23 protein-coding genes are annotated in these 25,050 nt (G+C 46.1%); 19 read left to right on the top strand and 4 right to left on the bottom strand.

Features of this window, described 5'->3' with window-relative positions; translation table 11 throughout:
• Positions 1-94 precede the first annotated feature (94 nt).
• Positions 95-325 carry a hypothetical protein gene (locus tag A596_RS06000; protein WP_039913249.1) on the top strand — a complete coding sequence of 77 codons (231 nt, stop codon included), beginning with the start codon at positions 95-97 and terminating at the stop codon, positions 323-325.
• A gap of 49 nt (positions 326-374) precedes the next feature.
• On the opposite strand, the gene A596_RS21975 is transcribed toward A596_RS06000, so the two are convergent.
• The gene (locus A596_RS21975; protein ID WP_052417279.1) at positions 375-1,817 is read right to left on the bottom strand and encodes a GGDEF domain-containing protein; all 1,443 of its coding nucleotides are present in this window, start codon (positions 1,815-1,817) and stop codon (positions 375-377) included.
• Positions 1,818-2,097: 280 nt separating this feature from the next.
• Here A596_RS21975 and A596_RS05990 point away from each other — a divergent pair, with 280 nt between their 5' ends.
• The 6 genes from A596_RS05990 (at position 2,098) to A596_RS05960 (ending at position 7,196) form a co-directional block, all read left to right on the top strand.
• Entirely contained in the window at positions 2,098-3,261 is a 1,164-nt protein-coding gene (locus tag A596_RS05990) for a glycosyltransferase (RefSeq protein ID WP_039913248.1), read from the top strand.
• Positions 3,262-3,355: 94 nt separating this feature from the next.
• Positions 3,356-3,781: a RidA family protein gene (locus A596_RS05985; RefSeq protein WP_052417278.1), complete on the top strand. Its 426-nt coding sequence runs from the start codon at positions 3,356-3,358 to the stop codon at positions 3,779-3,781.
• 105 nt (positions 3,782-3,886) lie between these two features.
• Entirely contained in the window at positions 3,887-4,426 is a 540-nt protein-coding gene (locus A596_RS05980; RefSeq protein ID WP_039913246.1) for an NADPH-dependent FMN reductase, read from the top strand.
• 371 nt (positions 4,427-4,797) lie between these two features.
• Entirely contained in the window at positions 4,798-6,105 is a 1,308-nt protein-coding gene (locus tag A596_RS05970) for an HD-GYP domain-containing protein (RefSeq protein WP_039913243.1), read from the top strand.
• Positions 6,106-6,159: 54 nt separating this feature from the next.
• The gene (locus A596_RS05965) at positions 6,160-6,447 is read left to right on the top strand and encodes a hypothetical protein (protein WP_039913242.1); all 288 of its coding nucleotides are present in this window, start codon (positions 6,160-6,162) and stop codon (positions 6,445-6,447) included.
• Positions 6,448-6,659: 212 nt separating this feature from the next.
• Complete coding sequence (locus A596_RS05960) at positions 6,660-7,196, top strand: shikimate kinase (RefSeq protein WP_039913241.1); 537 nt, start codon at positions 6,660-6,662, stop codon at positions 7,194-7,196.
• Between the two features lie 44 nt (positions 7,197-7,240).
• On the opposite strand, the gene A596_RS05955 is transcribed toward A596_RS05960, so the two are convergent.
• Complete coding sequence (locus tag A596_RS05955; RefSeq protein WP_039913239.1) at positions 7,241-8,419, bottom strand: hypothetical protein; 1,179 nt, start codon at positions 8,417-8,419, stop codon at positions 7,241-7,243.
• Between the two features lie 119 nt (positions 8,420-8,538).
• Here A596_RS05955 and A596_RS05950 point away from each other — a divergent pair, with 119 nt between their 5' ends.
• From A596_RS05950 to A596_RS05900, 11 genes are all read left to right on the top strand, one after another.
• Positions 8,539-9,321, top strand: coding sequence for a YceH family protein (locus A596_RS05950; RefSeq protein WP_235425630.1), 783 nt, complete (start codon positions 8,539-8,541; stop codon positions 9,319-9,321).
• A 62-nt stretch (positions 9,322-9,383) separates the two neighbouring features.
• Positions 9,384-9,752: a YggL 50S ribosome-binding family protein gene (locus A596_RS05945; protein WP_052417277.1), complete on the top strand. Its 369-nt coding sequence runs from the start codon at positions 9,384-9,386 to the stop codon at positions 9,750-9,752.
• 362 nt (positions 9,753-10,114) lie between these two features.
• A complete protein-coding gene (locus A596_RS05940) occupies positions 10,115-10,882 on the top strand; it encodes a GntR family transcriptional regulator (RefSeq protein WP_039913238.1) in 768 nt (255 codons plus the stop codon).
• Positions 10,883-10,896: 14 nt separating this feature from the next.
• Entirely contained in the window at positions 10,897-12,654 is a 1,758-nt protein-coding gene (locus A596_RS05935; protein WP_052417276.1) for a fumarate reductase/succinate dehydrogenase flavoprotein subunit, read from the top strand.
• Between the two features lie 10 nt (positions 12,655-12,664).
• Positions 12,665-12,910: a 4Fe-4S dicluster domain-containing protein gene (locus A596_RS05930; protein WP_039913237.1), complete on the top strand. Its 246-nt coding sequence runs from the start codon at positions 12,665-12,667 to the stop codon at positions 12,908-12,910.
• Between the two features lie 157 nt (positions 12,911-13,067).
• Entirely contained in the window at positions 13,068-14,501 is a 1,434-nt protein-coding gene (locus A596_RS05925) for an ABC transporter substrate-binding protein (protein WP_039913236.1), read from the top strand.
• A gap of 8 nt (positions 14,502-14,509) precedes the next feature.
• Complete coding sequence (locus tag A596_RS05920) at positions 14,510-15,319, top strand: ABC transporter permease (protein WP_039913235.1); 810 nt, start codon at positions 14,510-14,512, stop codon at positions 15,317-15,319.
• Entirely contained in the window at positions 15,316-16,215 is a 900-nt protein-coding gene (locus A596_RS05915) for an ABC transporter ATP-binding protein (RefSeq protein WP_235425629.1), read from the top strand. Before A596_RS05920 ends, A596_RS05915 begins: the two co-directional genes overlap by 4 nt.
• A 54-nt stretch (positions 16,216-16,269) precedes the next feature.
• Complete coding sequence (locus A596_RS05910; RefSeq protein WP_039913234.1) at positions 16,270-17,235, top strand: HEAT repeat domain-containing protein; 966 nt, start codon at positions 16,270-16,272, stop codon at positions 17,233-17,235.
• A 9-nt stretch (positions 17,236-17,244) separates the two neighbouring features.
• On the top strand, positions 17,245-17,532 hold the full coding sequence (locus A596_RS05905; RefSeq protein ID WP_200882878.1) for a DUF971 domain-containing protein: 288 nt from the start codon (positions 17,245-17,247) through the stop codon (positions 17,530-17,532).
• 371 nt (positions 17,533-17,903) lie between these two features.
• The gene (locus A596_RS05900; RefSeq protein ID WP_200882877.1) at positions 17,904-20,045 is read left to right on the top strand and encodes a methyl-accepting chemotaxis protein; all 2,142 of its coding nucleotides are present in this window, start codon (positions 17,904-17,906) and stop codon (positions 20,043-20,045) included.
• A 58-nt stretch (positions 20,046-20,103) separates the two neighbouring features.
• On the opposite strand, the gene A596_RS05895 is transcribed toward A596_RS05900, so the two are convergent.
• Positions 20,104-21,351 carry a carbohydrate-binding protein gene (locus A596_RS05895; RefSeq protein WP_039913233.1) on the bottom strand — a complete coding sequence of 416 codons (1,248 nt, stop codon included), beginning with the start codon at positions 21,349-21,351 and terminating at the stop codon, positions 20,104-20,106.
• A gap of 218 nt (positions 21,352-21,569) precedes the next feature.
• Positions 21,570-23,087: a hypothetical protein gene (locus tag A596_RS23330; protein ID WP_200882876.1), complete on the bottom strand. Its 1,518-nt coding sequence runs from the start codon at positions 23,085-23,087 to the stop codon at positions 21,570-21,572.
• Between the two features lie 778 nt (positions 23,088-23,865).
• On the opposite strand from A596_RS23330, the gene A596_RS05880 reads away from it, so the two are divergent.
• Complete coding sequence (locus A596_RS05880) at positions 23,866-25,044, top strand: helix-turn-helix domain-containing protein (protein WP_039913231.1); 1,179 nt, start codon at positions 23,866-23,868, stop codon at positions 25,042-25,044.
• The last annotated feature ends 6 nt before the right edge of the window (positions 25,045-25,050 follow it).

Raw genomic sequence — 25,050 nt, 5'->3', positions numbered from 1 at the left:
ATAAACGCGCCGCACAAACGCAGCTGATCATGCGCTTGATAACTGCAAGACGGCGAATTCGTCTGGTATGTCCTCTTGTTAACAAGGTGATGCTATGCAAACTCAAAGTGCTCAATTACAACAAAAACTGGGTTATGGTTTTATTTTATTCGGCCTGTTGTTAATCATCGGCCTCTATTTTGCTGCCGATGGCGGGGCTTACGTATTCTCTGCCCTGATCGGTTTGCTGGCGATTGTATTTGGTGGCTTTCAGTTGTTGCTGGCTAAACAAGCGCCGGTACGCAGTGAAAAACATTCACATAAAAACAAAAAATCCCGCCGATAACACCATGCGGTAACCCAACAAAAAAACGCGCGCAAAGTTCGCGCGTTTTTTATTCATCCGCCGCAACCAATTGATTGCGCCCGCGATCCTTAGCCAGATACAAAGCATTATCTGCGCGTGTTATCCATTCACCGGCAGATTCGCCCGGCTGCAATTCTGCAACACCGAGACTAATGGATACCGGTGCTTTCAAACCAAAATCATGGCTGTAAATACCGAGCCGTAATTTTTCGGCAACGCTCGCAGCAGCATCGACATGGATTTGTGGCAGCAAGATTAAAAATTCTTCTCCCCCCCAGCGCCCCAATGAATCTGATTGACGCAAGCTACTCGCCAGGATATCGCTAACTTGTCGCAGCACCTTATCGCCCACCGGATGGCCGTAATTATCATTCACTGCTTTAAAGTGATCGATATCCAGAATAATTAACGACATAGGTTGGTGATAGCGCTGGGCGCGTTCAACTTCATCGTGCACCAGTGTTTCCATTTGGCGGCGATTAAATGCACGCGTCAGTGAATCGGTGATTGCCAACACATGTGCAGCGGCCAATGCATCTTGCAATGCTTGCGTACGCTCGTTAACACGCGCCTCCAAATGGGTCTGGTAATCGTGGCTGTCTTCTAAAATAATTCCCATTAATAACAAGGGCGTACCCAGCGCGAGAACAATTAACGCCCAGCGACTGAATGCCTCAACGCCTTGCCCCATTTGTAGCGGATCGTGCCCCACTGCCACCATAATAACGACGCAGAAACCCGCAATGAACATCGCGAGCGCAGCGCCGACAAAACGCAAGCGAATAATAATTACCGCAACGAGTGGAAATAAAAGCGCAGCCAGCGAATGCTCAATACGAGCCAGCAATAAAGGTATAGGGACGACCAGTGCACTCACTATTAATGGGTAACTCAACAAATCACGCTGGGCCCGGCGCATCGCCAGCCATAACGGCACCAATAAAAATAATCCCTGTAAATCCGCGAGCGCCATCATCGCGAAACGCGTTATAAAATCTGCCGGTTCAATTAATCCCAACAACAAATGCACATTAGCCATCAATAAAACACTGATGCCTACCGCTAATAAAATGGCAATTAAAAACCGTTGGAAACCCAGGCGACTCAAACGCGGCTCGCGATCCAATCGCCAAAAGCGCCACGCCAGGAAACTTTGGAATGCATCCAGTAAAGGACTGAAGAAAATCAGCAACCAGGTCGTCACCGCACCATTTTCAGGAAGTTGCCGTAACGCATGTGGCCCATTGACCATTAAGGATGCCAATAACACCAGCCAAAAAGCACGCTTGCCAAACCGGCAAAACATAATCAAACCAATACCGGAAGGCAGCCAGACTTGCGCAAAGAAAGTGCCAGGAAAAGTCGCACCATGAACACTGAGGTAACCCAGCAAAACGTAAAGCAATACCAATACAACTGCCTTTTGCCAAGCCAGGGCCGACCAACCGGTTCGCAAGAAAACACCTGACACATTTGTCTCCACGCATGGAAAATGAAGGCTTCGGAATACTTTTAGTATATAGGCGAATGGCGCCAAAAGCTGCGCTGCTCCCAATGAATATTAAATGTATTGCAGATATTTGCAGGCTACAGGATTAAAAGGTTATTAGGGTTTGGATTTTTTATGCACTAACACAAAAAGAGGTAGGGCTGTCGACAATTATTACAGGTCGATTGAAATCGTAATGTCATATGCCAAGGATAAAATTCCCGCATTATATTGATTATCCCGGCTACATCAGGCTCAGGTTATGGCTAGCACACTGCTTCAATTGGCAAAATACGGCCACCAACTGGACGGTGCTCTGAACCGCTATAAAGCGGCGTTTTATCCACAACGGTATATGGATTATCGCCGCTGGCTCAAGCAACAAAACACCATAATCCCGCATGATCAGCCGTTAGTGGTATTTGATTTCCGCGATTCACGCATTGATGGCCCCCAGGGACGACGTTTTTATTGCCTGTTTATTTTTTTTGTTCGGGCGGGGTTTTATCCCCTGCTGCGCGAAAATTATTTTTTCCTGGGCAATATTCAAGATAAATACAAAAAACTGTGCCTGCAGGAAAAATTGTCGATACTGCGCCACGCACAATCGTCACTACCTGCTGAATATGTTTTGGTGACTGACAAATGGTGCTCAAGTTTATCCCGTTCCGCATCGCAAGTTATTACCCTGAATTACCAATCGGATTATTCACCGGATTCCACTTGCTTTCCCATGCCATTCCCGATGTTTCCACCAGTATATGCGCATCAGCAGGATCTGCATCTCAAGCAATATCGGCAGCAAGCACGTCCCTGGAATATTTTTTTTGGTGGCGATGCGAATCCTGAAAAATACAATAAAAATTCCATTCGTGATATTTACGCAAAATTAAGTCGCGCACAAATTCTGGATGTAATGCGCAACAACCTGGATTGCCAGGGCTCTTATCGGGAATTACACAGCAATACAGAATTGGATAAAATACGTAATAAAACTATTAATGGATTAGTAGTAATGAACACACGCAAGTGTAAAGTAGAGCCGATCAATTGGTTAGCGACATTAGCTAACAGCAATTTTTTTCTCGCTTGCCCCGGTGTGCGCTATCCAATGTCACACAATTTAATTGAGGCATTGGCAGTAGGTAGCATTCCAATTACCCAGTACCCGGAAATGTTTTTTCCAGCCCTGGAAGATGGCAAAAATTGCCTGGTATTTAATAATGAACAGGAGTTGCTGGAAAAAATCCGGCAAGCCATCGCAATGCCCGCAGAGCAAATAATATCCATGCGCAACGCGGCACAGGTTTACTATGACACCTATTTGAAAGCCGACACCTGCATCAAACAATTACTTGCCCATCATCCCCATAACATCAGCTTGCGCCTGTTGCCTTTCCTGAAAGCCGGTGGTGGTTTTGCGTAATTAGCACTTCACAGCGCTAATTAACAAAAGCTTTCGATATTTTATTGTTTGAATCACCTAGACTGCGGCCTCCATTAATTACCAGGAGGTCACTATGCGTTTTGTTTTATTATCTGTCCTATTAATAACATCACTTACTGCCGTTGCGGCCGATGGCCCCGCGCTCAAACGCCATCACCTGGGCGAGTGGGAAAAAGACATAGGTTATAGCGGCGTGGTAGAAGTTAATAACCAATTATTCATTTCCGGTATTGCCTGTGCGGGTAAAAACATGGAAGAAGCCGTCAAGTATTGCTATACCACCGTTCATGAAATACTCAAAAAATATAATGTCACCAGTGATCAGATCATTAAGGAAACGGTCTATACCACTGACATTGAAGCACTAATCAAAGCCATTCCTACCCGTAAAAGCTTTTTTAATTCCGACAAGTACCCTGCGGCCACCTGGGTGCAGATTAGTCGGCTTTATTCACCGGGTGATTTACTGGAAGTGGAATTGATTGTTCAGCGTAAATAGCAGAAGCTAGTAGTTTCTGCGGTGATGAGTTATGGCCCAATCATCTTTTTCATGATGTAACTTGTTTGGTTGTTAACTATTAATTATTGACTATGGAGTAGTACGATGAATATTTTAGCGATTGGCGGCAGCCTGCGTAAAAAGTCCACTAACCTGGGGTTGTTGCGTTATGCACAAGCGCATGCACCGGCAGGAAGCAGCATTACAATTGCCGATTTATCGGCAGTGCCCTTTTATAATGCAGACATTACCGAAAAACCGGAAGCTGTTAAACAATTATTGCAACAAATTGAAGCGGCAGACGCGTTAATCTTTGGTTGCCCCGAATATAATTACTCGATTGCGCCGGCATTGAAAAATGCCCTCGATTGGGCCTCACGGGAACCGGACAATAAGCTCCTGAGCGGTAAAGCTGTTGCAATCATGGGTGCAGGTGGTGGCATGGGTACATCGCGTGCGCAATACCATTTGCGTCAAGTGTGTGTGTATTTAAATTTGCATCCGCTCAACAGACCAGAAGTGTTTGCTAATGCATTCACGAATTCCTTTGATAATGATGGCAATTTGGTAGATGAAAAAATTCAGGGCAACATCAACAATCAATTGACTGCTTTGGTTGAGTGGGCCAGACAACTTAAGAAGTAAGTTTGAAAAGTTATCAGATGGTGTAAGCCATCTGATAACGTTATTGTTATACCCAGGTAACCTTTCCTTCCAGAAATTTTTTTTCGTAACATCCACTCTGCTCACGCAATTACACCTCATTACAACGCCAGATCGCTGGTAAAAACACCTGCGTTTCATACGTTTTCTCAAACTGAAAATTCTTTGCGCTTTTTTGTGGCATTTCTTTTTAGCTGATCTATAGTCAGAAAACTTGTGTTGAATAACGCGTCCGGAAATTTACCTTGTCCGGCATTATCGTTTTTTATTAGTAAATTCAGGCATGAATAACTGATCCACCGATTAACCAGCAGCAGGGAGGTAAAAATAACATTATTTGATAGGAAAGCAGCATGCTTGATAGTGAACAACATCATTATTGTTTAAACCTGATTGAAGTTAATAAGAAACAACCCGTCACTGCTAACCAGCCCATCCTGAATCACCAGGGCGTACTCTTGCTAGCCCAAGGCTCACCACTGGATGAAAAACGCTCGCAAGTATTGTTGCAACACAAATTATTAAAGCCACTCGAACATTGCGTGGGTATTGCTGAAAGTATGGATGCCCAACGGCTGTTTGATTACCTGAATAAATTCGCACGCAACCTTCCCGGCCTTTATGCAGTCACTAACAATGAGGGCTATCAAAAAAGTTTACGCCTGGCATGTTTGTTTTATGAAAAATTTCCGCTATTGCGACAAAACCTCACCGTTCTTGCACTACGCGCACGGCACATTTATTTCCAGGGTATTTTCAGTGCGTTAGCCGGTGTTGCCATTGCGCGGAAGCTGAATTTAAGCCTGCCGGAAATTCAGGCCACTTTCATTGCCGGATTATTTCATGATGTGGGATTTTTGTACTTGCCCGCCGATTTGCGTGAGAAAAAACAGGATTTTTTATCCATCGAATGGAAAGCCTTGCAAGCGCACCCATTAATTGCCCAACGTTTTCTGGACATGGTCCCTGGCTTGCCAAAAGATATCGGCCAGGCAATTATCGATCACCATGAACGTATTGATGGCACGGGTTATCCACGGCATTTATTCGGCGATAAAATTTCCCTGGTAAGCCAGATTATTGCCGCAACTGACACCATCATCTATAACCACAGCCGTTATGAAGATTACGGTGTACATGCTCATGCCATGCTGTTATCAGCCTTAAAACTGAGTGATAACATTTATTTTGAATCGGTATATGACGCAGCCAGCCTGTTATTTAAAGAGGCCCCCTTACCTACCGAGGCTATCCAACAATTAGCATCCGCCAAAAAACTATTAGCCCGGCAAAAAAAATTGCGCAATCAATTTGGTTTGGCCAAACAACTCGCCCAACAATTGGTTGCACAATTGCATGGTTCATCTTTTAGTCGGTCTATCAGCGCCGCTATGGGCCGGCTGGCCATTTCAGTAGTGCGCAGCGGAATATTGCAACCGGAACAAGAGGAATGGCTGGAACATTTTGATGAGCACAATAATAGTGAAGCATTATCGCTGATTGAAATCAGCGTAATGCAAGACCAGATTTATGATCAATTAATCCATTTGAAGAATCTGATGGAGCGCCTGCTTGAATCGCTTGATGACGGGCATGAGCACTACAAAAATTTCTCCACCAGCTTGCAGACAATCGATTTACAAGACGCCGTGCCGGTGTAACACAAGTAGTAGCTGGGATATACTTGCAATTCATTTGCCCTGCGAGACATTCCCATGAATTTTGATGCCCAAACCAACAACTCCCCTGAAGATCGCGCTGCCTTTTTCCAATGGTTAACCAGCCAGACAGTCTCTGCCTTGCAAGCTGCACGCGATAACGAAACCGCACTCCATGATGCAATAAGAACCTATGTTAAACACGCCCTGGCTGCACATTTGAGTTTTGAGGAAATTGAGGATCTGTTAGGTATTAGCGAACCCAGTATCATGGATCTGGCAGAATTGTCTGAGGCCGATGAAGAATCGGTGGTAGATGCGTTTGAAGATCTATGTAACGAATAGCAATACGTTTCGTACTCACTTGTAAATCAGGATTAAGCACTCCAGGTGCTATCGCGACGTGTTGTAATACTTCCTTCTAATAATCGTGCAACCACTGGCGCGGTCAACCCAGCTCCCACTAAAGTTCATTAATCGTTGAAACTGGATTATAGTTGGGAGGCTCCACCCCGCCCGCAATAGCCGTATTGACCTTCACCCGCTGGAGAGCGCTTATGAATAATCCCTATCATCAGAGCCTGACCCTTATTGGAATGCCCGGTGCAGGAAAAAGCACCATCGGCTTGCTGCTCGCCAAACATCTGGCTAAAGATTTTGTAGATACTGATTTGCTGATCCAACTGGAGCACCGCAAAACCTTGCAAGATATCTTGCATGAACAAGGTTATCTCGCATTGCGTGAGCACGAAGAAAAAATACTGCTCAATATCCATCATTCCAATCACATTATTGCCACCGGTGGCAGCGCTGTTTATAGCGCAAAAGCCATGCAACATCTAAAAAAATTTGGCCCGGTTATTTTTCTGGATGTAACCATCCAGGAGTTGGAACAACGGCTTCATAATTTCAGTACTCGCGGCATTGCCAGTGCAGCCGGGCAAACATTTGCAGAGATTTATGCCGAGCGCCGTCCGTTGTATTTACGCTATGCAGACATAGTGATTGACTGCAGTGGCAAAAACCAGGAGCAATTGGTGGATGAAGTTATCTGCCAGGAAGCAGAAGATTTTGCAGCGGCGCAGGATGCTTGAGCCAATGGTAAATATCTGATTACTTGCTCAATAACGAGCAGCCACTAAAACAATTCGATCTTGCTGTCGAAGCTTTCTATTTCCTGCTCATGCTCTTGTGGTGGCTGCAGTAAATTGGAAGCTTCATCCAATTGCTGCAGTAAGCTACGAAAATGCACCTCAACCGCCATCGTTGTTTCCTGCAAGCCTTCCAATGAGTTTAATGCCCTTTCGGACAAGGTTAAAAGTTGCGATTCCTGCTCCATATTTAAATCAAAACCAGTCGCCATCACGCGCAGGGAGTCTGATAATTCCGTCATAATCGTTTTAACTGCCGTGCGATTATCAACGGCCGCCATTTCCAGCAACATCATCACCATACGTGCATTATCCTGCTGGATTTTTAGCAGTGTATTGACCTTAAGGGTTTTTGCACGCGCCTCGGCAATAGAAACCACATGCGCCAGAACATCGCGCAAACGCCCATAGCGTTCCTGGTCAAGGTGGGGGGCATTAGTCACTAATAATTGCACATGTTCAAAACTGAATAATAAAAACCGGCCATGGGAAATAATGCGAGTTTCTGATTCGTTTGCGCTTTGCAATAAACGCAAATAGGACACGGGTACATCCACTGGAAAAATTGTAATATCGTTTTCAAAAATAAATTGCACAATGCAATCCAGTCCCAAATCCCCCAAGCTAACCTGGATCAAATTGGCTAAACGGTGCAACTCCATGCAGGATTGTACTTTTTCAGCAAATACCGCGACGGTACCCATTTCCGAAGCGGATGACATAGCCGTAAACGCAATCGCTGAAAAATTTTTCAGCTCCTCCAGCAAATTATTGATAGATTGTTTTTCTTCATGGATTTTTTGTAATACCACTTCAAAATCCGGTTGGGTCATGGAAACCGAAATATAACCATCAACACCGATAACCGTGAGTTGCAAACGCGCTTCAGGCGTACTTGTCTCGTACAGGAACCCGACTTTCGGGAACTTTGCCGGAATCGACTCCAGCCATTGCTTGTTTAATAGCTCGCTGCCCGCAACCAGGATAACGACATCGACCTGGTCAAAGAGTGCAGCCAACGTATTTTCTGTAAACTCCACATCGGGTTTATTGATCAGGAACTGTTCCGCACCATCCAGCAAACTGCCGCGCTTATCCACAATAATTCTACGATCCGGAACACGATAGCAACGGTCTGGACCAGCCAATAACCATAGAGCATCCATAAAGTCTTCCTCGGCGCGATTACCCAAAAAATACTCAAACCACCTGTGTTTAAAATATAGGCAGATTTAACCTCCTCGTCATAAAAAAACAGAATAACGAATGGCCCGGGAGGTAAAAGATGAAATTTACCCCCTATCGGCGTACAGTGGCCCCACAAAAATTGGCAGAGACGAGATTTATGGATACCGAAAACATCCCAACTACCGATGCGCCCTCTGAAGAACAGGCCCTGCTCAATGCCATGGAGGCCCGGGTTCTGGGCTCGTTAATGGAAAAGCAACTGACGACGCCCGACCAATACCCCCTGACCCTGAACAGCCTGCAACTCGCCTGTAACCAGAAAACCAGCCGCGAACCGGTCAGTAACTACGATTCAGGGCCATTGCAACGTTGCGTAAGTGAATTGCAGGATCGCCAGTTGATTGCCGTCGATTACGGTTCCCGCGCGGCCCGTTACGACCAGCGCCTCACCCGGGTATTGAGCGTGGACAAAGCCACCCAGGCGATCCTGACAGTACTCTTATTGCGCGGCGCCCAAACCCTGGCGGAAATCCTGACTCGCACCCAGCGCATGGTTGAATTTGGATCTCCACAGGCATTAGAAGAAAAACTGCAAAGCCTTTGCGCCAAAACCAAACCCCTGGTTGTGCACATTCCCCGCCAGGCCGGCCAGCGGGAAGACCGTTATACCCACCTGCTTTGCGGCCAACCCGACCTGACCGCGATTGCAGCGTTGCAAAGCGCAAACGCCAGCACAAATAAAAGTGGTGGTGGTAATGACGAGCAAGTCGCGCAACTCGAACAAAAAATCCGGCAATTGGAAAGCCGTATTGAATTATTGGAAAAACAAGTCGCTGCACTGATGGATTTGAACGGTGTTAGCAACGCCGATTTAACCTGATTCAACCACCCGTAATCTTTAATGCAACACCCGTAATTTTTTAATGTAATAAGGTAAACCTCATGACCGCAATAAATAACGCAAACACCAAAAAAGCCCCCCAACGCAGTAAACGTTTGCGTAAAAAATTATTTCAGGACGAATTCGCCACTTTTGGTTTTGAACTGGAATGTGAATTTAAAGAAGACTTGACGGAAGAAGTCATTAGCCAATTTGTAGACAGTTTTTTTATTGATGCCATCAATGCTGAAGGCCTGGCCTTTGGCGGCGGTTTATCCAGTAAACGCCTGTCCGGTTTTATTGGCTCAAACCAACGTTATGGTTCTACCACTGAAGCCGATAAAGCAAAATTACTCGCATGGCTTAAAGCGCAACCACAGGTTGCCACTGTAGAACTGGGCGAAATTATTGATGCAAATTACTACCTCTAATTAATCGCACAAGCGGCTGAAAAAATCCCGCACAGTTTCTGTGCGGGATTTTTTTGCGACTTTTTTGAAAATACTGAAAAAAAAATGGTGCCGATAGCAACCAAATAATAAAACGAACTGCTCTAAAATCAACACATCAATTATCCTGAAAGCCAGGATTGGCAAGAACTTCAATCTGTTCCCCATAACCCACCCGCCAACAGCTGTTCAAATTACAACACTTTAAATTTTAAAAGTTATAACGATATAAAATTAAATTATTTTTCTAATCCAGATGGCCATTTATATACTCGCCGCAACTTGTCATAACAAGTAGTAATGAGTTGTCTTATTGCAGACTTTATAAATTAGCCGGACATTTGATGAATAAAAAAAACTCACCACTGGTTCCCTTCGCACCAGTTCCACTTTACAACCAATTGAAAGAATTATTGCGCGCGCAAATTCTGGATGGCACCTACCCCGCCGAAAGCCGCATGCCATCGGAAAGCGAATTGGGTGATCAATTCCAGGTAAGCCGTATTACTGTGCGCCAAGCGCTAGGGGATCTGCAAAAAGAAGGGCTCATTTTTAAAATCCACGGCAAAGGTACCTTTGTTGCAAAGCCAAAAGCATTTCAAAACGTCAGCACGTTAAAAGGTTTGGCTGAATCGTTATCACAATGGGGTCATGAAGTTATTAACCAACTACTCAGTGTGAAATTTATTGCCGCTGACGCGCGTATTGCAGAACGCTTGCAACTCAATGAAGGCGATAAGGTTGCAGAAATAAAACGCGTGCGCCTTATCAACCGCGAACCGGTCTCGCTGGAAATTTCTTATGTACTCGCCGACATCGGGGAGAAATTACAAAAGGCGGATCTGATTACACGCGATATTTTCCTGATCCTCGAAAACGATTTACAGCTTAACCTCGGCCATGCTGACCTCGCCATTGACGCAATTCTGGCCGATAGCGAACTAACCAAAGCGTTAAACGTAGAAAAAGGGGCGCCCATTATGCGAATTGAGCGGCTAACACACACTGCCGATGGCAACCCCATTGATTTTGAATTCCTTTATTACCGTGGCGATGCCTTCCAATACCGTTTCCGTATTGATCGCCAACGCGCTGACAGTCAAAAAAATTAAGCGGAGAGCAATTAATGGTCTGGGAAAACTTCAATAGTATCGATGATGTAAAACACATCGAGCAAGAGTACGACATTGTTGTTGTCGGCGGCGGCACCGCTGGCCCAATGGCAGCGATAAAAGCCAAAGAAAAAAATCCGGCGTTAAACATTTTATTGCTCGATAAAGCCAATGTAAAACGTTCGGGCGCAATTAGCATGGGCATGGACGGTTTAAACAATGCCGTCATTCCCGGCCACGCCACCCCCGAGCAATACACCAAAGAGATTACCATTGCAAATGACGGCATTGTGAACCAGGCAGCGGTGTATGCGTATGCAAAAAACAGTTTCGCAACCATCGAACAACTGGATCGCTGGGGCGTGAAATTTGAAAAAGATGAAACAGGTGATTACGCAGTAAAAAAAGTTCATCACATGGGTTCTTATGTATTGCCGATGCCCGAAGGACACGATATTAAAAAAGTGCTTTATCGCCAATTAAAGCGTGCAAAAATTTCCATCACTAATCGCATCGTTAGCACACGTTTATTAACCGACGACGAAGGCGCGGTGAATGGTGTTTTGGGATTTGATTGCCGCACCGCAGATTTCCACGTAATTCGCGCAAAAGCCGTAATTTTATGTTGTGGAGCGGCAGGACGTTTAGGTTTACCGGCTTCCGGTTATTTGATGGGCACCTATGAAAACCCCACCAATGCCGGTGACGGTTACGCAATGGCTTATCACGCCGGGGCTGAATTGGCGAACCTGGAATGTTTTCAAATCAATCCACTGATTAAGGATTACAACGGCCCTGCTTGTGCTTACGTTACAGGTCCCCTCGGTGGTTACACCGCCAATAATAAAGGGGAACGCTTTATTGAATGCGATTACTGGAGCGGGCAAATGATGTGGGAGTTTTACCAGGAATTGGAAGGCGGTAATGGTCCGGTCTTTTTAAAACTGGATCACCTGGCCGAAGAAACCATCCAGAATATTGAAACCATTTTGCACAGCAACGAGCGCCCGAGTCGTGGCCAGTTCCATGCCAATCGCGGTACTGATTACCGCGAGAAAATGGTGGAAATGCATATTTCTGAAATTGGTTTTTGCTCTGGCCATAGTGCATCCGGTGTTTGGGTAAATGAACACGCGGAAACATCAGTGAAAGGTTTATATTCCGCCGGTGATATGGCCGCCGTACCGCATAACTATATGCTTGGAGCATTTACATACGGCTGGTTTGCCGGCGTAAACGCGGCCGATTATGTAGCAGAACGTGTACACAGTGATTTAAATGCAGAGCAAGTTGCCAACGAAAAACAACGCGTTTATGCCCCGTTGCTGCGCGAACAGGGATTACCCCCCGCGCAAGTTGAATACAAGTTGCGTCGCTTTGTGAACGATTATTTGCAACCACCAAAAGTGACCAAAAAAATGGAAATTGGTTTGGAACGTTTTGCAATGATCGAACAGGATATCGAGCAAATCAAAGCCAATAATCCACATGAACTAATGCGCGCAATGGAAGTGAGCGTAATTCGCGACTGTGCCGAAATGGCCGCGCGCGCATCGCTGTTTCGCAAGGAAAGCCGTTGGGGCTTGTATCACTATCGCGTGGATTATCCCAAACGCAATGACAACGAATGGTTTTATCACTGCCATTTAAAGAAAGACGCACACGGCAATATGGTCAGTTTCAAACGCGCTGTTGAGCCTTACCTGATTCACTTAAATGCGCAAGAAGAAATCGCCTACCAGGGCTTACGTCTAAAAGTTGCCAATAGCTAGGAGATATTTCATGGCCCAGCAACAACAAAGTATTTTTTTTCGCAGTAATGCGCCGGTCACCGTCGACGAAGAAAAATGTACTGCACACAAAGGTTGCACCGTGTGCGTGGAAGTTTGCCCGATGGATTTATTAGCCATTCATCCGGAAACCAATAAAGCATTTATGCAATTTGATGAATGCTGGTATTGCATGCCCTGTGAAACGGATTGCCCGACCGGCGCAGTAAAAGTGGAAATTCCTTACTTATTGCGTTGATTTAACCTTGCTCCTTTTGATTTAAAAAATTGTGCTACCTGAACCTGCCTTCAGATGCCATTTAACTCAATAACCTCTCGTTGCCTACCTCTACCTGAGAAGAAAACGACTTTACAAAAACGGCTTACAGGCCTGGAACCGTGAAGAGGAAATAACAATGCGTTTTATAACCCGTTTAGCCCTGGCCTTATCGCTGGTATTAACCAGTGTAGCTGCGCATGCCGAAACCATTCGCATTGCCATAGGCACGCAGGACACCACTATCAATTGCGCGACTGGTGGCTTATTGATTCGCGAATTAAAACTGCTGGAAAAATATTTACCGAAAGATGGCAAATACAAAGATGCAAAATACGAAATTGAATGGAAAAACTTTACCAGTGGCGCACCGCTGACCAATGAAATGGTTGCGGGCAAACTGGATTTTGGTGCGATGGCCGATTTTCCCGGCTCATTCAACGGTGTAGCCCACGAAGCCGCCGGCAAGCGCAGTATTTTTATCAGTGTACTGTCCGGCAGCATTAAAGGTAGCGGCAACGGTATTGTTGTTCCCGCGGCTTCACCGGTGCAATCACTTGCTGAATTAAAAGGCAAAACTATTTCAGTGCCTTTTGCTTCCACATCCCACGGCATGCTGTTACGCGCGGTGAAAGCGCAAGGCTGGGACCTGGATAAAGATGTACGCATTATTGCACAAGCACCGGAAATTGCCGGCTCGGCATTAAAAAGCAATCGTATTGATGCCCATGCGGACTTTGTACCCTTTGCTGAATTATTTCCCAATCGCGGTTTTGCACGCAAAATTTACGATGGATCACAAGCAAACGCGCCCACCTATCATGGCACTTTGGTCGATGAGGCCTATGCAAAAAAATACCCGGAAATTGTGGTGGCCTATTTGCGTGCAGCGATTGAGGCTGATCGCTTGATCGCTGCCGAGCCGGAAAAATACAGCGAGCTGATTGAAAAACTAACCGGCATTGAAGCTGAAGTAAATTACTTGTTCCATGGTCCGCTCGGTTTGCAAACCCGCGATTTAACCTGGAAACCGGAATATCGCCAAGCCACATCAACCGCGATAGAAACTTTAAAGTTGTTAAAAAGAACCGACAAAGGTTTGGATGTAACGACGTTTATCAACGATAAATATTTGCGTGAAGCGTTTAAACAATCCGGCCGCGATTATGAAGCAGCACTAAAAGATTATTCACCACTTTCACTGGATGCCAAAGACGCTGTTAGCGGAAAAACCATTACCGATTTCAAACACCTTGCGCAACTCTGGGTGCGCGGCGAACCGTTGGTTCGTCATTACGCATCGTTTAAAGATGCGTTGGCTGAACTACAAAAACTGGAAGAAGCCGGTACTGATATCCGTGCGATTTACGCACAGGCATCTGACAGTGGTATTAAGTTACTTGCTAACCAGGCCTGGTTTGTTCAAAGCAGTAACGGCCAGTTAGATGCATTCCTGTTAAAAGATCAAGCAGAAAACTTTGCCAAACAACACGGTGGCAAAGCATTGGCTTTCAGCGCATTGCGTGAACAGACTGTTAGTGCACTGAATGAGCAATCGGCAACATTACGTTGAGAAATATTATGGCCAGTTTTAAAAAGACCAATGCACGGCCCTCTCGTTTTACCACAGCGGGCATGCAGTTAGGTTCTGTCGCCGCGTGTGTGTTGCTGTGGCATTTTGCATCCACATTGCGAATTGATTTGGGAGTCATCACTTTTTCCAATGTGCCTACGCCGCAAGCGGTTATCAGCGCAATTTGGCAATTGCTGCAATCCAACGCGCTGCTACCACATTTGGGTAGCAGCCTTGCACGGGTTTTTAGCGGTTATTTAATGGCAGCTGTGGCAGGTGTTACGTTGGGCTTGCTCATTGGCCGCTCGCGTAAAGCGGAAAACTGGTTAATGCCACCATTGGAATTGTTGCGCCCTATTCCAGCCGTTGCCTGGATTCCATTGGCGATATTGATGTTTCCTTCTTCAGAAGCATCAATGATTTTTATTACCTTTACCGGTGCATTATTTCCTATTTTATTAAACACGATTCACGGTGTTGAAGCGGTTGATCCGCGGTTAATTGCATCATCGCGCAGCCTGGGGGCATCACCGCGGGCAATTTTACGTGAAGTGGTTTTACCTGGCGCATTGCCCAGCATTTTTACCGGGCTTTCAATTGGTATGGGCACATCCTGGTTTTGCCTGGTAACAGCAGAAATGATTTCCGGCCAATGGGGAATCGGTTATTACACCTGGTCCTCCTACGTGATTCAAAATTACGCCGACATTGTGGTGGGTATGTTGTTAATCGGTTTACTTGGCATGGGCAGCAGCTGGTTAATAAAACGTATTGGCGATTGGTTAACACCCTGGTATCGACTGCAAGGAAAATCATGATGACTATTTTTGAAAAACAATCATCGAGTTATGAAAACCAGCTAACAGAAACCGATGGAAAAAAACCTGCGGTAGCATTGGGTGAAATTAATGCACAACAATTATCGATTCGCCTCGGCACTGGCGCGAGCGAATTTGAAGCCGTACAAGCGGTGGATTTCAATATCCAGCCCGGCGAATTTGTGTGCTTGCTCGGCCCTTCCGGTTGCGGAAAATCCACATTATTAGGTGCGCTTGCCGGCCATATTATTCCAGCCAGCGGTGTGCTTGAAGTCGATGGACAAGCGATTACCGGACCATCGCCGGAGCGCGGTATGGTCTTCCAGCACCACACCTTATTTCCCTGGCTGAATATTGTGGACAATGTTGCCTTCGGTTTGAAAATGCGCGGCGTTAACAAAGCCGAGCGCCACGCACAAGCGCTGGAAATGTTGCAGCAAGTTGGTTTGCACGATGTTGCAACACGCTGGCCAAGCCAACTTTCTGGCGGTATGCAGCAGCGAGTGGAAATTGCACGTGTATTAATTAATAAACCGCGACTGTTGTTAATGGATGAACCCTTTGGTGCCCTGGATGCACAAACACGCTTGAAGATGCAGCAATTGTTGCTTGATATCTGGAGCCGTATCCGCACCACATTGGTGTTTGTTACCCATGATATTGATGAAGCACTTTTTCTCGCGGATCGTATTCTGGTGATGAGCCCGCGCCCCGGCAGATTTATCAAAAACCTGCCGGTGAATTTTGCACGGCCACGCACAACCGGATTGGTAACAACACCGGAGTTTATGCAGTTAAAACGCCACTGCCTGGACTTATTAAATCATGAAGAAGGCAGGCAACTACCCCGACTTTCACCATTGGGTTTGCCACCGGAAACGCGTATTGCCGTTTAACATTATTGGCAAGTAATCACGTCCAAACAGCATTGAACAAGAAGAATTGAAGATATGACAACACAACTGACAACCGATAATCCCGATATTGTAATTTTGCAATCACGCCTGCAAGACAGCGATGCCAGCACGCGCCGCATTGCATTGATTGAACTGGCAGACCTTGAAGACCCTGATTCCCTGCCCTGGCTTACTCACGCATTAACTGCTGATACCAATGCAGAAGTACGCCGTGAAGCAGCGCGTTTATTAGAGGGTTGGGAAGAACCAGACGTTGTTGAAGCGCTAAGCACAGCCTTGACTGATAGCGATGAAACGGTCAGTGAAATTGCAGCGCAAAGTTTAAGCCAATTAAAAACCGCTGAACTTGGCCATATTATTTTACGCTGGGTAAAAAATGAAAATCCCGATGTGCGCAAACATGCGTGGCGGGCATTGCGTGAATTGCGTTTAGCGGCATCCGCACCGGATGCATTACATGCCTTATACGATGAAAATGCCAACGTGCGGCGCGAAGCCGTAGGTGTTTTAGGTTGGTTAAAATATACCGATGCTTTACCCGAGCTTGCGCGTTTAGCAAGCAATGATTCAGCAATTGAAGTACGCCGCGCTGCAACCGGTGCATTAGGCTTGGCCAATAACGACAGTGTCTTACCAGCATTGCGCAGTGCACTTGGCGATGCAGAATGGCAAGTGCGCGAGGAGGCTGCCAGCACACTCGGAAAATTACGTTTAGCAGCGAGCGGTGATTATTTAATTTCTGCGCTTGCCGATTCTTACTGGCAAGTGCGTTTGCAAGCAGTGCGCGCGTTGGGAAAAGTCAGGTATATACCTGCGACCAATGGCCTCCTGGAGCTACTCGGCCACAGTATTAGTAATTTACGTAAAGAAACGGCGCTGGCGCTAGGTGAATTAGGCAACCCTGCAGCATTACCTGCATTGCGTAATGCGGAGAACGATAGTGATCCTGAAGTGCGCAAAGCAGTGCGTATTGCATTGGCACAACTGGATAAGAATTGAGGTACTGCCATGCATAACATCGCGCCCTTATCGTTAAACAATTCGCAAACATTGCAACAAATAGTTGTGACATGGCCGGACAATGATATTCAAACGATCAGTCACCAACGCCTGCGCGGAGCCTGCCCTTGTGCCAAATGTCGCGCAGCACGCATCCAGGGAAAAATTGTATTGGTGGATACCGATGTAAAATTAATTGCGATGAATCCCATGGGATACGGGTTACAAATGGTGTTTAGCGATGGCCATGATCGCGGCATTTATCCGTGGAGTTATTTGCATAACTTATCTGCATAATTTATCTGTGTAAGCTATGTGTGTAAGCTATCTGCATAAAGCCCGACAGGCATCGCGCTCTGCAAACGATCACAGTAAAAGCAGCGCTCAAAAAGTGCTGCACCTTTTTGCTACATATAAAAATCCATTCAGGCTAGAACTGCGTTTTGATTTTTATTTTTCTTTTTATTGCACCATTCTGACGCTACAGCACCAAAATAACCCCGCCAACGCACCAATAATTACCATAAAAAATCATCAGCCCACCATCGGATAGCGATTGCACAGTGGAATGTGAACTGGCACGCATTCTGCCTCACCCCTTCTACAACAAATAAAAGTTTATCCCGCTACAACTACTAAAACACTCTAGACACAGGTGAAGAAGACCTATGCATTTACACAGTGACTCAATGCAATTGTCACCCGCGGAGCGAGGCTGGCTGAATTGGTCAGGAAAAACCGGAAAATTATCCATGGGGTGGGCGTGCTGGTTAAATCGCAATCGCTATGCCGTCATGGAGCAAACATTTGAAAGTATCGCTAACACGCGCATCAAACTTTTACAACAATGGGTCAAACGACAATGGGCCCAACTTGAATCCTGCCGCAGCCAACTGCAATTACTGGATGATTCAGCTGAAAACATTCTGCGCAAATCCTGGCAAGCCATGGGCGACTGTACTGAATTATTTCTAATTGATGAACAGGGTGTGGTTATCGCATCCACTTATGCCCAACGCACTGGAAAACAGGATTTGCATTCGCACGCAGTTAAAGCAGGTTTTGCAGCGCCTTTTTTGCATGGCCCATATAAAGATCCACAAACATTAGGGATAGGAAAACGCAGTTCTGCATTTCATGATCAGGTCACATTGATGTTTTATTTACCGGTTGAATTAGTGCCGGGTAATAAAGGTTGCCTTTGTGCGCGCATTCCGAATGATGTGCTGGGTGATTTAATCCAACGGGAAGCCGGACATATTTTTAGCGAATCCGGTGATAATTATTTGTTTATGGTGAAATCGGTTTTTGATCCGTATATTAAGAGTGGCACGGCCTTATCACGCTCACGCTTTGAAGACGCGACCTTTACCCACGGTGAAAATTTAAAATCCGGGGTAAATACCGATTGGGGTGTAGTTAAAATCCAGCAACATACTGAATTTGAGATTCGCTTTACCGATCCCGCCACCAATGATTTACACCCCGGCGTACGCGAAACAATTCGCAAAGGCAGCAATTTATTTGTCACTTATCCCGGCTATTCTGATTACCGGCACATCCCTGTAGTAGGCAAAGGTGTGACCTTCAGTTTACAAGGTTCGCCGGATACCTGGGGCATGATGTGCGAAGCGGACCTGGAAGAGGTCTACCGCCATCGCTCACTCAGTTTTAAATTTATGAACATCTACACTGCCTGCGTTGGTAGCGCGTTTTTATTAAATGCCAGCCTGCATGAATTTACCGATTGGTCGAATACATTCATTAATTTATTAACCCTGCTTGCATTAATTATTGGTGGCAAAATTTTCCAACAACGCGGACCACGGCGACTTGCCCGGCGGCTGGGAAAAATGACTGAAGTGATTCATACCATCGCCGAAGGTGGCGGAAATTTGCAACAGCGTCTGGATACGCACAAATTGGCCAATGATGAAACCGGTGATCTGGGAAAATGGACAAATAGTTTTATCGATAACCTCGATCATATAGTGGGTGAAGTGATTCGCGCCGCAGACGAGGTCATGAAAAATAGCGATACCTTACTTAAACGCAACAACGAAGCCAACCAATCATCGAACCACGTTTCCAATTCCATGGAAAAAATGCTGGAGTTAATGCACAACCAGTTACAGGAAATCAGCAATGCGTCCGGCACTGCGAGCGATATGAAAAAGGTGATGGAAAATGTAGTGGAGCAAGCGCGCAGCCAGTTTGAATCTGTACGTACCGGAACCCAAAGTATTCGCGATGTGGTAGAGACTTCAGCGCGCACGATTCATACACTAAATAATCGTACCGCTGAAATTGGTAATATGGTTTCGCTAATCAGCGACATCACCAGCCAAACCAATTTACTCGCGTTGAATGCAGCAATCGAAGCAGCGCGTGCCGGTGAACATGGCCGTGGTTTTTCAGTTGTGGCCGAAGAAGTGCGCAACCTTGCCAGCCGCACGGCAATTGTTGCGCAGGAAATTGGTGAAAAAATTGAAGCCATTCGCCAGGAATCGCAAACAGCAGCCACTTATATGGAAACCAGTGTGGCCGATGTGGATCGGGGTTTACGCCTGGCGGAAGAGGCGTCTACGGACAATTCGCAACTACACAACATTGTTGAGCGTATGTTCGATATTATTCATCACATCGATAACAACAGCCAGCAACATGGACACCATGTGCGTGAAGTGGCAAATGCAAGCCAAACGATGAATAAAGTGGTGCGCGCGCTGCACACCAGTTCAGATCGCTTGAAAAATACTGCCACCAAATTGCATCAACTGGCAGGCGTGTTTCAAGTCACTTCGCGGTAAATATTTTTCTGCAATACAAAAACGGCAGCCTGGGCTGCCGATTTTTATTGCGTATAAATTATTGATAAACACGCACGTAATCCACGTACATCCGTTGCGGAAATACACTGCTGGCATTGGGGCTACCCGGCCAGGTGCCGCCCACGGCTACGTTCAGCAACAGGAAGAACGGTTGGTCAAATACCCAGGTACCGTAGTTCTGCACTTGCGCGCGCGTTACGGAATAAAACTGGATATTATCGCGGAACCAGCGAATGCCATTCGTATCCCACTCCACCGCATACACATGGTAATTCACATCCACATATTCACCGAGGTTGTGGGTTCCCATGATCGGGGTGTTACCAGAATAACCCGGACCGTGCAAAGCACCGTGGGTAGTTGTCGGTTCAAAACCGACGTGCTCCATAATATCGATCTCACCTGATTGCGGCCAACCCACTTGCCCGAGGTTACTGCCCAACATCCAGAATGCCGGCCAGATGCCTTGTGTTTGCGGCAATTTCAAACGCGCTTCAATACGGCCGTATTTAAAAGTTTTTTTATCGCGCGTAATCATGCGCGTTGATGTGTAAGTACAGGTGCCGTACCAGCAACCGTAATTGGATGGATTGTTGCGGCGCGCTTCAATGACCAATACGTTTCCACCGGCTTGTGGGTCATTCTGGATAAATGCATTTTGGCCATTGGTGTAATACTGCAATTCATTATTGCCCCAACCACCACCGCCCGTTTCAAAGGTCCAGTTAGCGGTATTGATGTTATTGAATTCATCTGACCACACCAGCGTACGGCCCGGATTGGTAGTGTTCGGAACAATTTCAATCCAATTGAAATTCCAATCCGCCGATTGTGCGAATACGCCGAGATTATAAGTGCCCGCATTTAAATTTACCGTACGCGTTACCGTGGTCCAGTTTTGCCAGCCGCCCGTAGCGGGAATAGCAAAATTCCCCAGTGGGATCGAACCCGCATTTAAATCCACCGATGCTGTTGCGCCATTGGGCGATGCCACACGCAAACGCACGGTGTAGCTACCGGTCGTGGGAATAGTTAATCCGTTGAATGCGAGCCACTCGCCCTGCGCTATCCAACCTACGTTGTAACCGCCACCGCTATCAGTGGTGTATTCAATATCCACTGCATCGCCGCGAAAAACACCGCCACTGTTGCCGGGAGTTGTATCGTAAAACGCGTTGTAATTTTCTGCCTGGTAAACCACTGCATGGGCAACCGACGCAATACCGGCGCACGCCAATAACGCAGCCCTCAGTAATTGCATTGTTGCGGATTTTTTATTATTCATAACGGACTCCTTTAAATAAGGTATTGAAGTAAGTGTATGAGCAGCTCATACGCCATTTCGAGAATCACAAAAATATTCTGCGATTCTTTAGCACTGGCCATTTTTTTATAGTGTTTATTTTTAGTATTCCCCCTCGGTAAAAAACCTGTGCGATAAAAAATCGCACAGGTTGTTTTTATTGTTCCTTCAATAAAATTTTTTCGAACTGGTAATTCCAATTAACGTGGACAATAGAACGTCACTTCATAAACCAGGTTGGTCGCTGCCGGGCAACTAGAAAGGCCTACCCCATCGTCATACGCGTAGGCGTAAGTGTCGCAATGTGAATGCACCATATTGCGATATTTAGTGCGATCCGCAGGGCCCGCCATGCATTGCTCGGGAGAAACAGGCGGTGTCGGGCAGGTATACATTTGCGCTTGCGGATCAGCCGGGTTGTAAACCGGTGTGGACGACGGCCATTGGCGATACGTCAACTTCGCCGCCGGTGAATAGCAACCTGCTTGCGCCCCCGTGATTGGATTGGTTGCAATTAAATTCACGTTGGCGAGCGCGGGGTAGCGGCCATCGGTGCTGAGGTTTTCGTTGGTTGGGCAATCCGAAATACGGATAGTTGAGCAATCGATAATTCCACCGGGCGGACCACCGGGGCCAAATACAGGCGCAGGTTGCGGACCAACCGGGCAATTACCTTTCACGATGACTTTCATCGGCGTGGTGTAACCATCCACAAAACTATTGTTCCACCAATCGCCGCGCCCTAATGGTGTGCCCGGTGCAGAAGGGTTTTGTACACACTGCGCATCCGTCACACCAGGGATGCAACCGAATGACGCTTCAAATTTGGAATCGATCGGTGGTGCACATCCACCTGCTGGACAAGTGAAGCCCAAACTTGCAGGACCACCGCTCGCACCTACGCGGCAGTTGTGACCATTCGCATCGCACCCAAAACCGGGCCAGAAGCGCATGCTCGGCAAACCTTTATCGGGAATATCGTATTCAATAAAACTATTGAGGCTCGCGAGGCGATGGCGATTCGGGCCGCTGAAATTAATTCCCGGCGCGGTCAACCATTGCACCCACATCGGATCGCCGCAACCGTTAATAATTTTTAACCGTTTGTGTGTACCATTTGCAGTACCCGGTGTTCCCGGATTGGTGGTGTTGGTTGCACGCACAATAATCGAGCTGGCTGCATCGTTGAAATTGTCATTCACGAGACAATCATCATTGGCCGATTTGATAACGGATGTACCCCCAAAATTATCATTCTGGTAAAGCACAATTTCGTAACCGCTGTTTACTTGCACTGAGGAAATATCATCGTTGCGCACACCCAACGCTTGCAATTGCGACAAGGTGTAATTCCCCGCAGCCAAACCCACTGCCGTTCCCCCGTAACTGCAATGCTGGTAAACCCGCGCAACACCACCGGGCTGCGGATTGGTCGTACCCGTTAAGGTGAATTGCACCCAGCCCGTATCGTTGGCACCACCGGAATTGTTGCCGATAGTGTAGAAATAACGGATCACCGAATTGGTGGCGGCAGTAATGGTGTATTCGTGATTGGTACCACTCGCCGTCATTCGAATATTTTGCTGGTTCGCACCATTAATCGTGTAATGCACATCAGCCCAGGGGGCAGCAGTGACATAAAACTTGACGCTGGTAGCAGATAATACCGTGTGGCCCGAAGCCGCCGAGGTAGATTGAATTGAAAACAGCGAAAGCAATAAACAGCACCACATCAACAGCGTGGATTTAATTGCTTTACATTGTATTGCGTGGAGCCTTGTCGCCCTATTGTTAATGAACGGTTTGTTATGCATGGTTTTCTCCAGATAAAGGCTCTCCATGGCATGGATAAAAGCCATACCGATAGGAAAGATCAGATGATTAAACCGAAAATGTGCCCAGTGTTTTTGTTATTTTTGTGTACCATCGCTGTTGCACGAACACGAGTATAAAAAAATGCAACCAAAACTCAAAGAATCAAACGAAACAAAAAACCCTTATAAATCAGCCTATTCCAGCTAAAAATCGCAAACGGAAAAAACTCGAACCTGAAAAAATCCGGTTCCCACTTTTTCGAGCGTAATCTGAAACTGATTTATCACCTTTGTGCGAAATAGGGTTACAACATCTGTGAAGGCATTAACTTCAAATGCGGATTTGGGTAACAATTTGACACGGGTAAATGCGAATGGTTGAGAGAAACGTCAATTGGCGGGAAATGTGAAATGGTGAGCGTGCCATGTTGTGATTGGGAAATATCGGCACTGAATGCGGCCCACCTATCCAGACTAAGTTAACACATAGATGCTGAAAGGCCATCGCCAACATTGTGCAGGCCCCCTCTATACAGACTGTAATTTATTAATATTGGCTAACATCTATAAAGCAAATTTTACTTATGAATAACGAAATTACTTACACATCGCCAAAACTTGTCCAACCCAGCACCAACTGTTTTAATCCGCAACCTAATAATTACTACTGCGAAACCACACTATGCATGAAGCATTCAAAACCTTTGTTCTTTCAACCATCGTCATTAACTTATGGACAGTTTTTTTATTGCTGCAAGATAAACGCGGCAACAAATTGTTGAATCGATGGTTTGCGGTGTTCCTGATTGCGTTGAGCTTTCCGCAACTGGACCTCTATGCAAACCAGATAATTCCTGGAGGTATTTTCCAGCTAACCGTAACGGCATCCACTTTTTTATGGCTGAAAGGCCCTTTTATCCGGGTTTTTATTAAAGTCCTTACACGCGAGAAAATTGGTGTTAGTACTGGAATACATTTTTTACCATGGCTTTGTGTGCTGATTACATTGTTAAACTTTCCACAGTATTTTATGCCGTGCATGTTTATGGGCATGGCCCATATGTTTGGCTATTTGCTTTTTTCACTATGGCGATTGATCGGGGCGCGTCCATTCCTGGCCAGCCTGTGGTATGGATTTCCCAATTCAGCGTTCTATTGGTTGCTGTATGTAATTGGCGGTGTGATGGCCCTGGTGACGGTAGATTTTATAGTTATGTCGCTGGTTTTGTCCGGTGCGTTAAACACCTACAACGTATTGGATTATTTTGCATTTCCGTTTTTTTCTGTTTATGTATTGTCAGTAGGAATTCTGAGCGTTTATCGACCGGAATTACTGTTTCGCGAAACGCCTGGCGCTATCGGATTTAAAAGGGATGCAGTGAATGGCAGTGAGATGCATCACGAAGAAGATAAAAGCGTCGAAACGGTTGAAATACCCTACACAGAACCAGTCCCTCAAAAAGAAAGGCATCTTGAACTGGATGCTTCAGTTGCGCAGGAATTAATTCACCAACTAACACAACTGATGGTGGAGCAACGTGTTTATCTCCAGAATGAGTTGTCTTTGCCTGACCTGGCGGGCCATTTGGGCATCAGCGTAAATCAGGTATCTGAATTATTAAATGTGCATGCTGGCTTGAGTTTTTACGATTACGTGAATGACTATCGGCTGAAATATGCCTGCTGTCTGTTGTCAGACCCACAATGCCATTTGCGTATTTTGGATATTGCATTTGAGGCTGGCTATAACAATAAGAATTCTTTTTATCGAGCCTTCAAAGAAAATCTGGGAGTCACACCAAACCAGTACAGGGCAAAGATTCTGGCAGCAGTACAATCTGCTGGTGCAATGGAAACCTGAGATAAA

This window comes from Cellvibrio mixtus subsp. mixtus J3-8 (genome assembly GCF_000766945.1).
In the GTDB taxonomy this organism is placed as follows: Bacteria; Pseudomonadota; Gammaproteobacteria; order Pseudomonadales; family Cellvibrionaceae; genus Cellvibrio; species Cellvibrio mixtus_A.
This window is presented reverse-complemented; position numbering and strand designations above follow the sequence as displayed.

Coding starts and splice junctions, on each gene's coding strand:
- A596_RS05935 (WP_052417276.1), top strand. CDS start 10,897: ATGGTCTGGGAAAACTTCAATAGTATCGATGATGTAAAACACATCGAG.
- A596_RS05900 (WP_200882877.1), top strand. CDS start 17,904: ATGCATTTACACAGTGACTCAATGCAATTGTCACCCGCGGAGCGAGGC.
- A596_RS05970 (WP_039913243.1), top strand. CDS start 4,798: ATGCTTGATAGTGAACAACATCATTATTGTTTAAACCTGATTGAAGTT.
- A596_RS05950 (WP_235425630.1), top strand. CDS start 8,539: ATGAAATTTACCCCCTATCGGCGTACAGTGGCCCCACAAAAATTGGCA.
- A596_RS05980 (WP_039913246.1), top strand. CDS start 3,887: ATGAATATTTTAGCGATTGGCGGCAGCCTGCGTAAAAAGTCCACTAAC.
- A596_RS05910 (WP_039913234.1), top strand. CDS start 16,270: ATGACAACACAACTGACAACCGATAATCCCGATATTGTAATTTTGCAA.
- A596_RS05990 (WP_039913248.1), top strand. CDS start 2,098: ATGGCTAGCACACTGCTTCAATTGGCAAAATACGGCCACCAACTGGAC.
- A596_RS05915 (WP_235425629.1), top strand. CDS start 15,316: ATGATGACTATTTTTGAAAAACAATCATCGAGTTATGAAAACCAGCTA.
- A596_RS06000 (WP_039913249.1), top strand. CDS start 95: ATGCAAACTCAAAGTGCTCAATTACAACAAAAACTGGGTTATGGTTTT.
- A596_RS05940 (WP_039913238.1), top strand. CDS start 10,115: ATGAATAAAAAAAACTCACCACTGGTTCCCTTCGCACCAGTTCCACTT.
- A596_RS05880 (WP_039913231.1), top strand. CDS start 23,866: ATGCATGAAGCATTCAAAACCTTTGTTCTTTCAACCATCGTCATTAAC.
- A596_RS05965 (WP_039913242.1), top strand. CDS start 6,160: ATGAATTTTGATGCCCAAACCAACAACTCCCCTGAAGATCGCGCTGCC.
- A596_RS05930 (WP_039913237.1), top strand. CDS start 12,665: ATGGCCCAGCAACAACAAAGTATTTTTTTTCGCAGTAATGCGCCGGTC.
- A596_RS05925 (WP_039913236.1), top strand. CDS start 13,068: ATGCGTTTTATAACCCGTTTAGCCCTGGCCTTATCGCTGGTATTAACC.
- A596_RS05985 (WP_052417278.1), top strand. CDS start 3,356: ATGCGTTTTGTTTTATTATCTGTCCTATTAATAACATCACTTACTGCC.
- A596_RS05955 (WP_039913239.1), bottom strand. CDS start 8,419: ATGGATGCTCTATGGTTATTGGCTGGTCCAGACCGTTGCTATCGTGTT.
- A596_RS05905 (WP_200882878.1), top strand. CDS start 17,245: ATGCATAACATCGCGCCCTTATCGTTAAACAATTCGCAAACATTGCAA.
- A596_RS05945 (WP_052417277.1), top strand. CDS start 9,384: ATGACCGCAATAAATAACGCAAACACCAAAAAAGCCCCCCAACGCAGT.
- A596_RS05920 (WP_039913235.1), top strand. CDS start 14,510: ATGGCCAGTTTTAAAAAGACCAATGCACGGCCCTCTCGTTTTACCACA.
- A596_RS05960 (WP_039913241.1), top strand. CDS start 6,660: ATGAATAATCCCTATCATCAGAGCCTGACCCTTATTGGAATGCCCGGT.
- A596_RS05895 (WP_039913233.1), bottom strand. CDS start 21,351: ATGAATAATAAAAAATCCGCAACAATGCAATTACTGAGGGCTGCGTTA.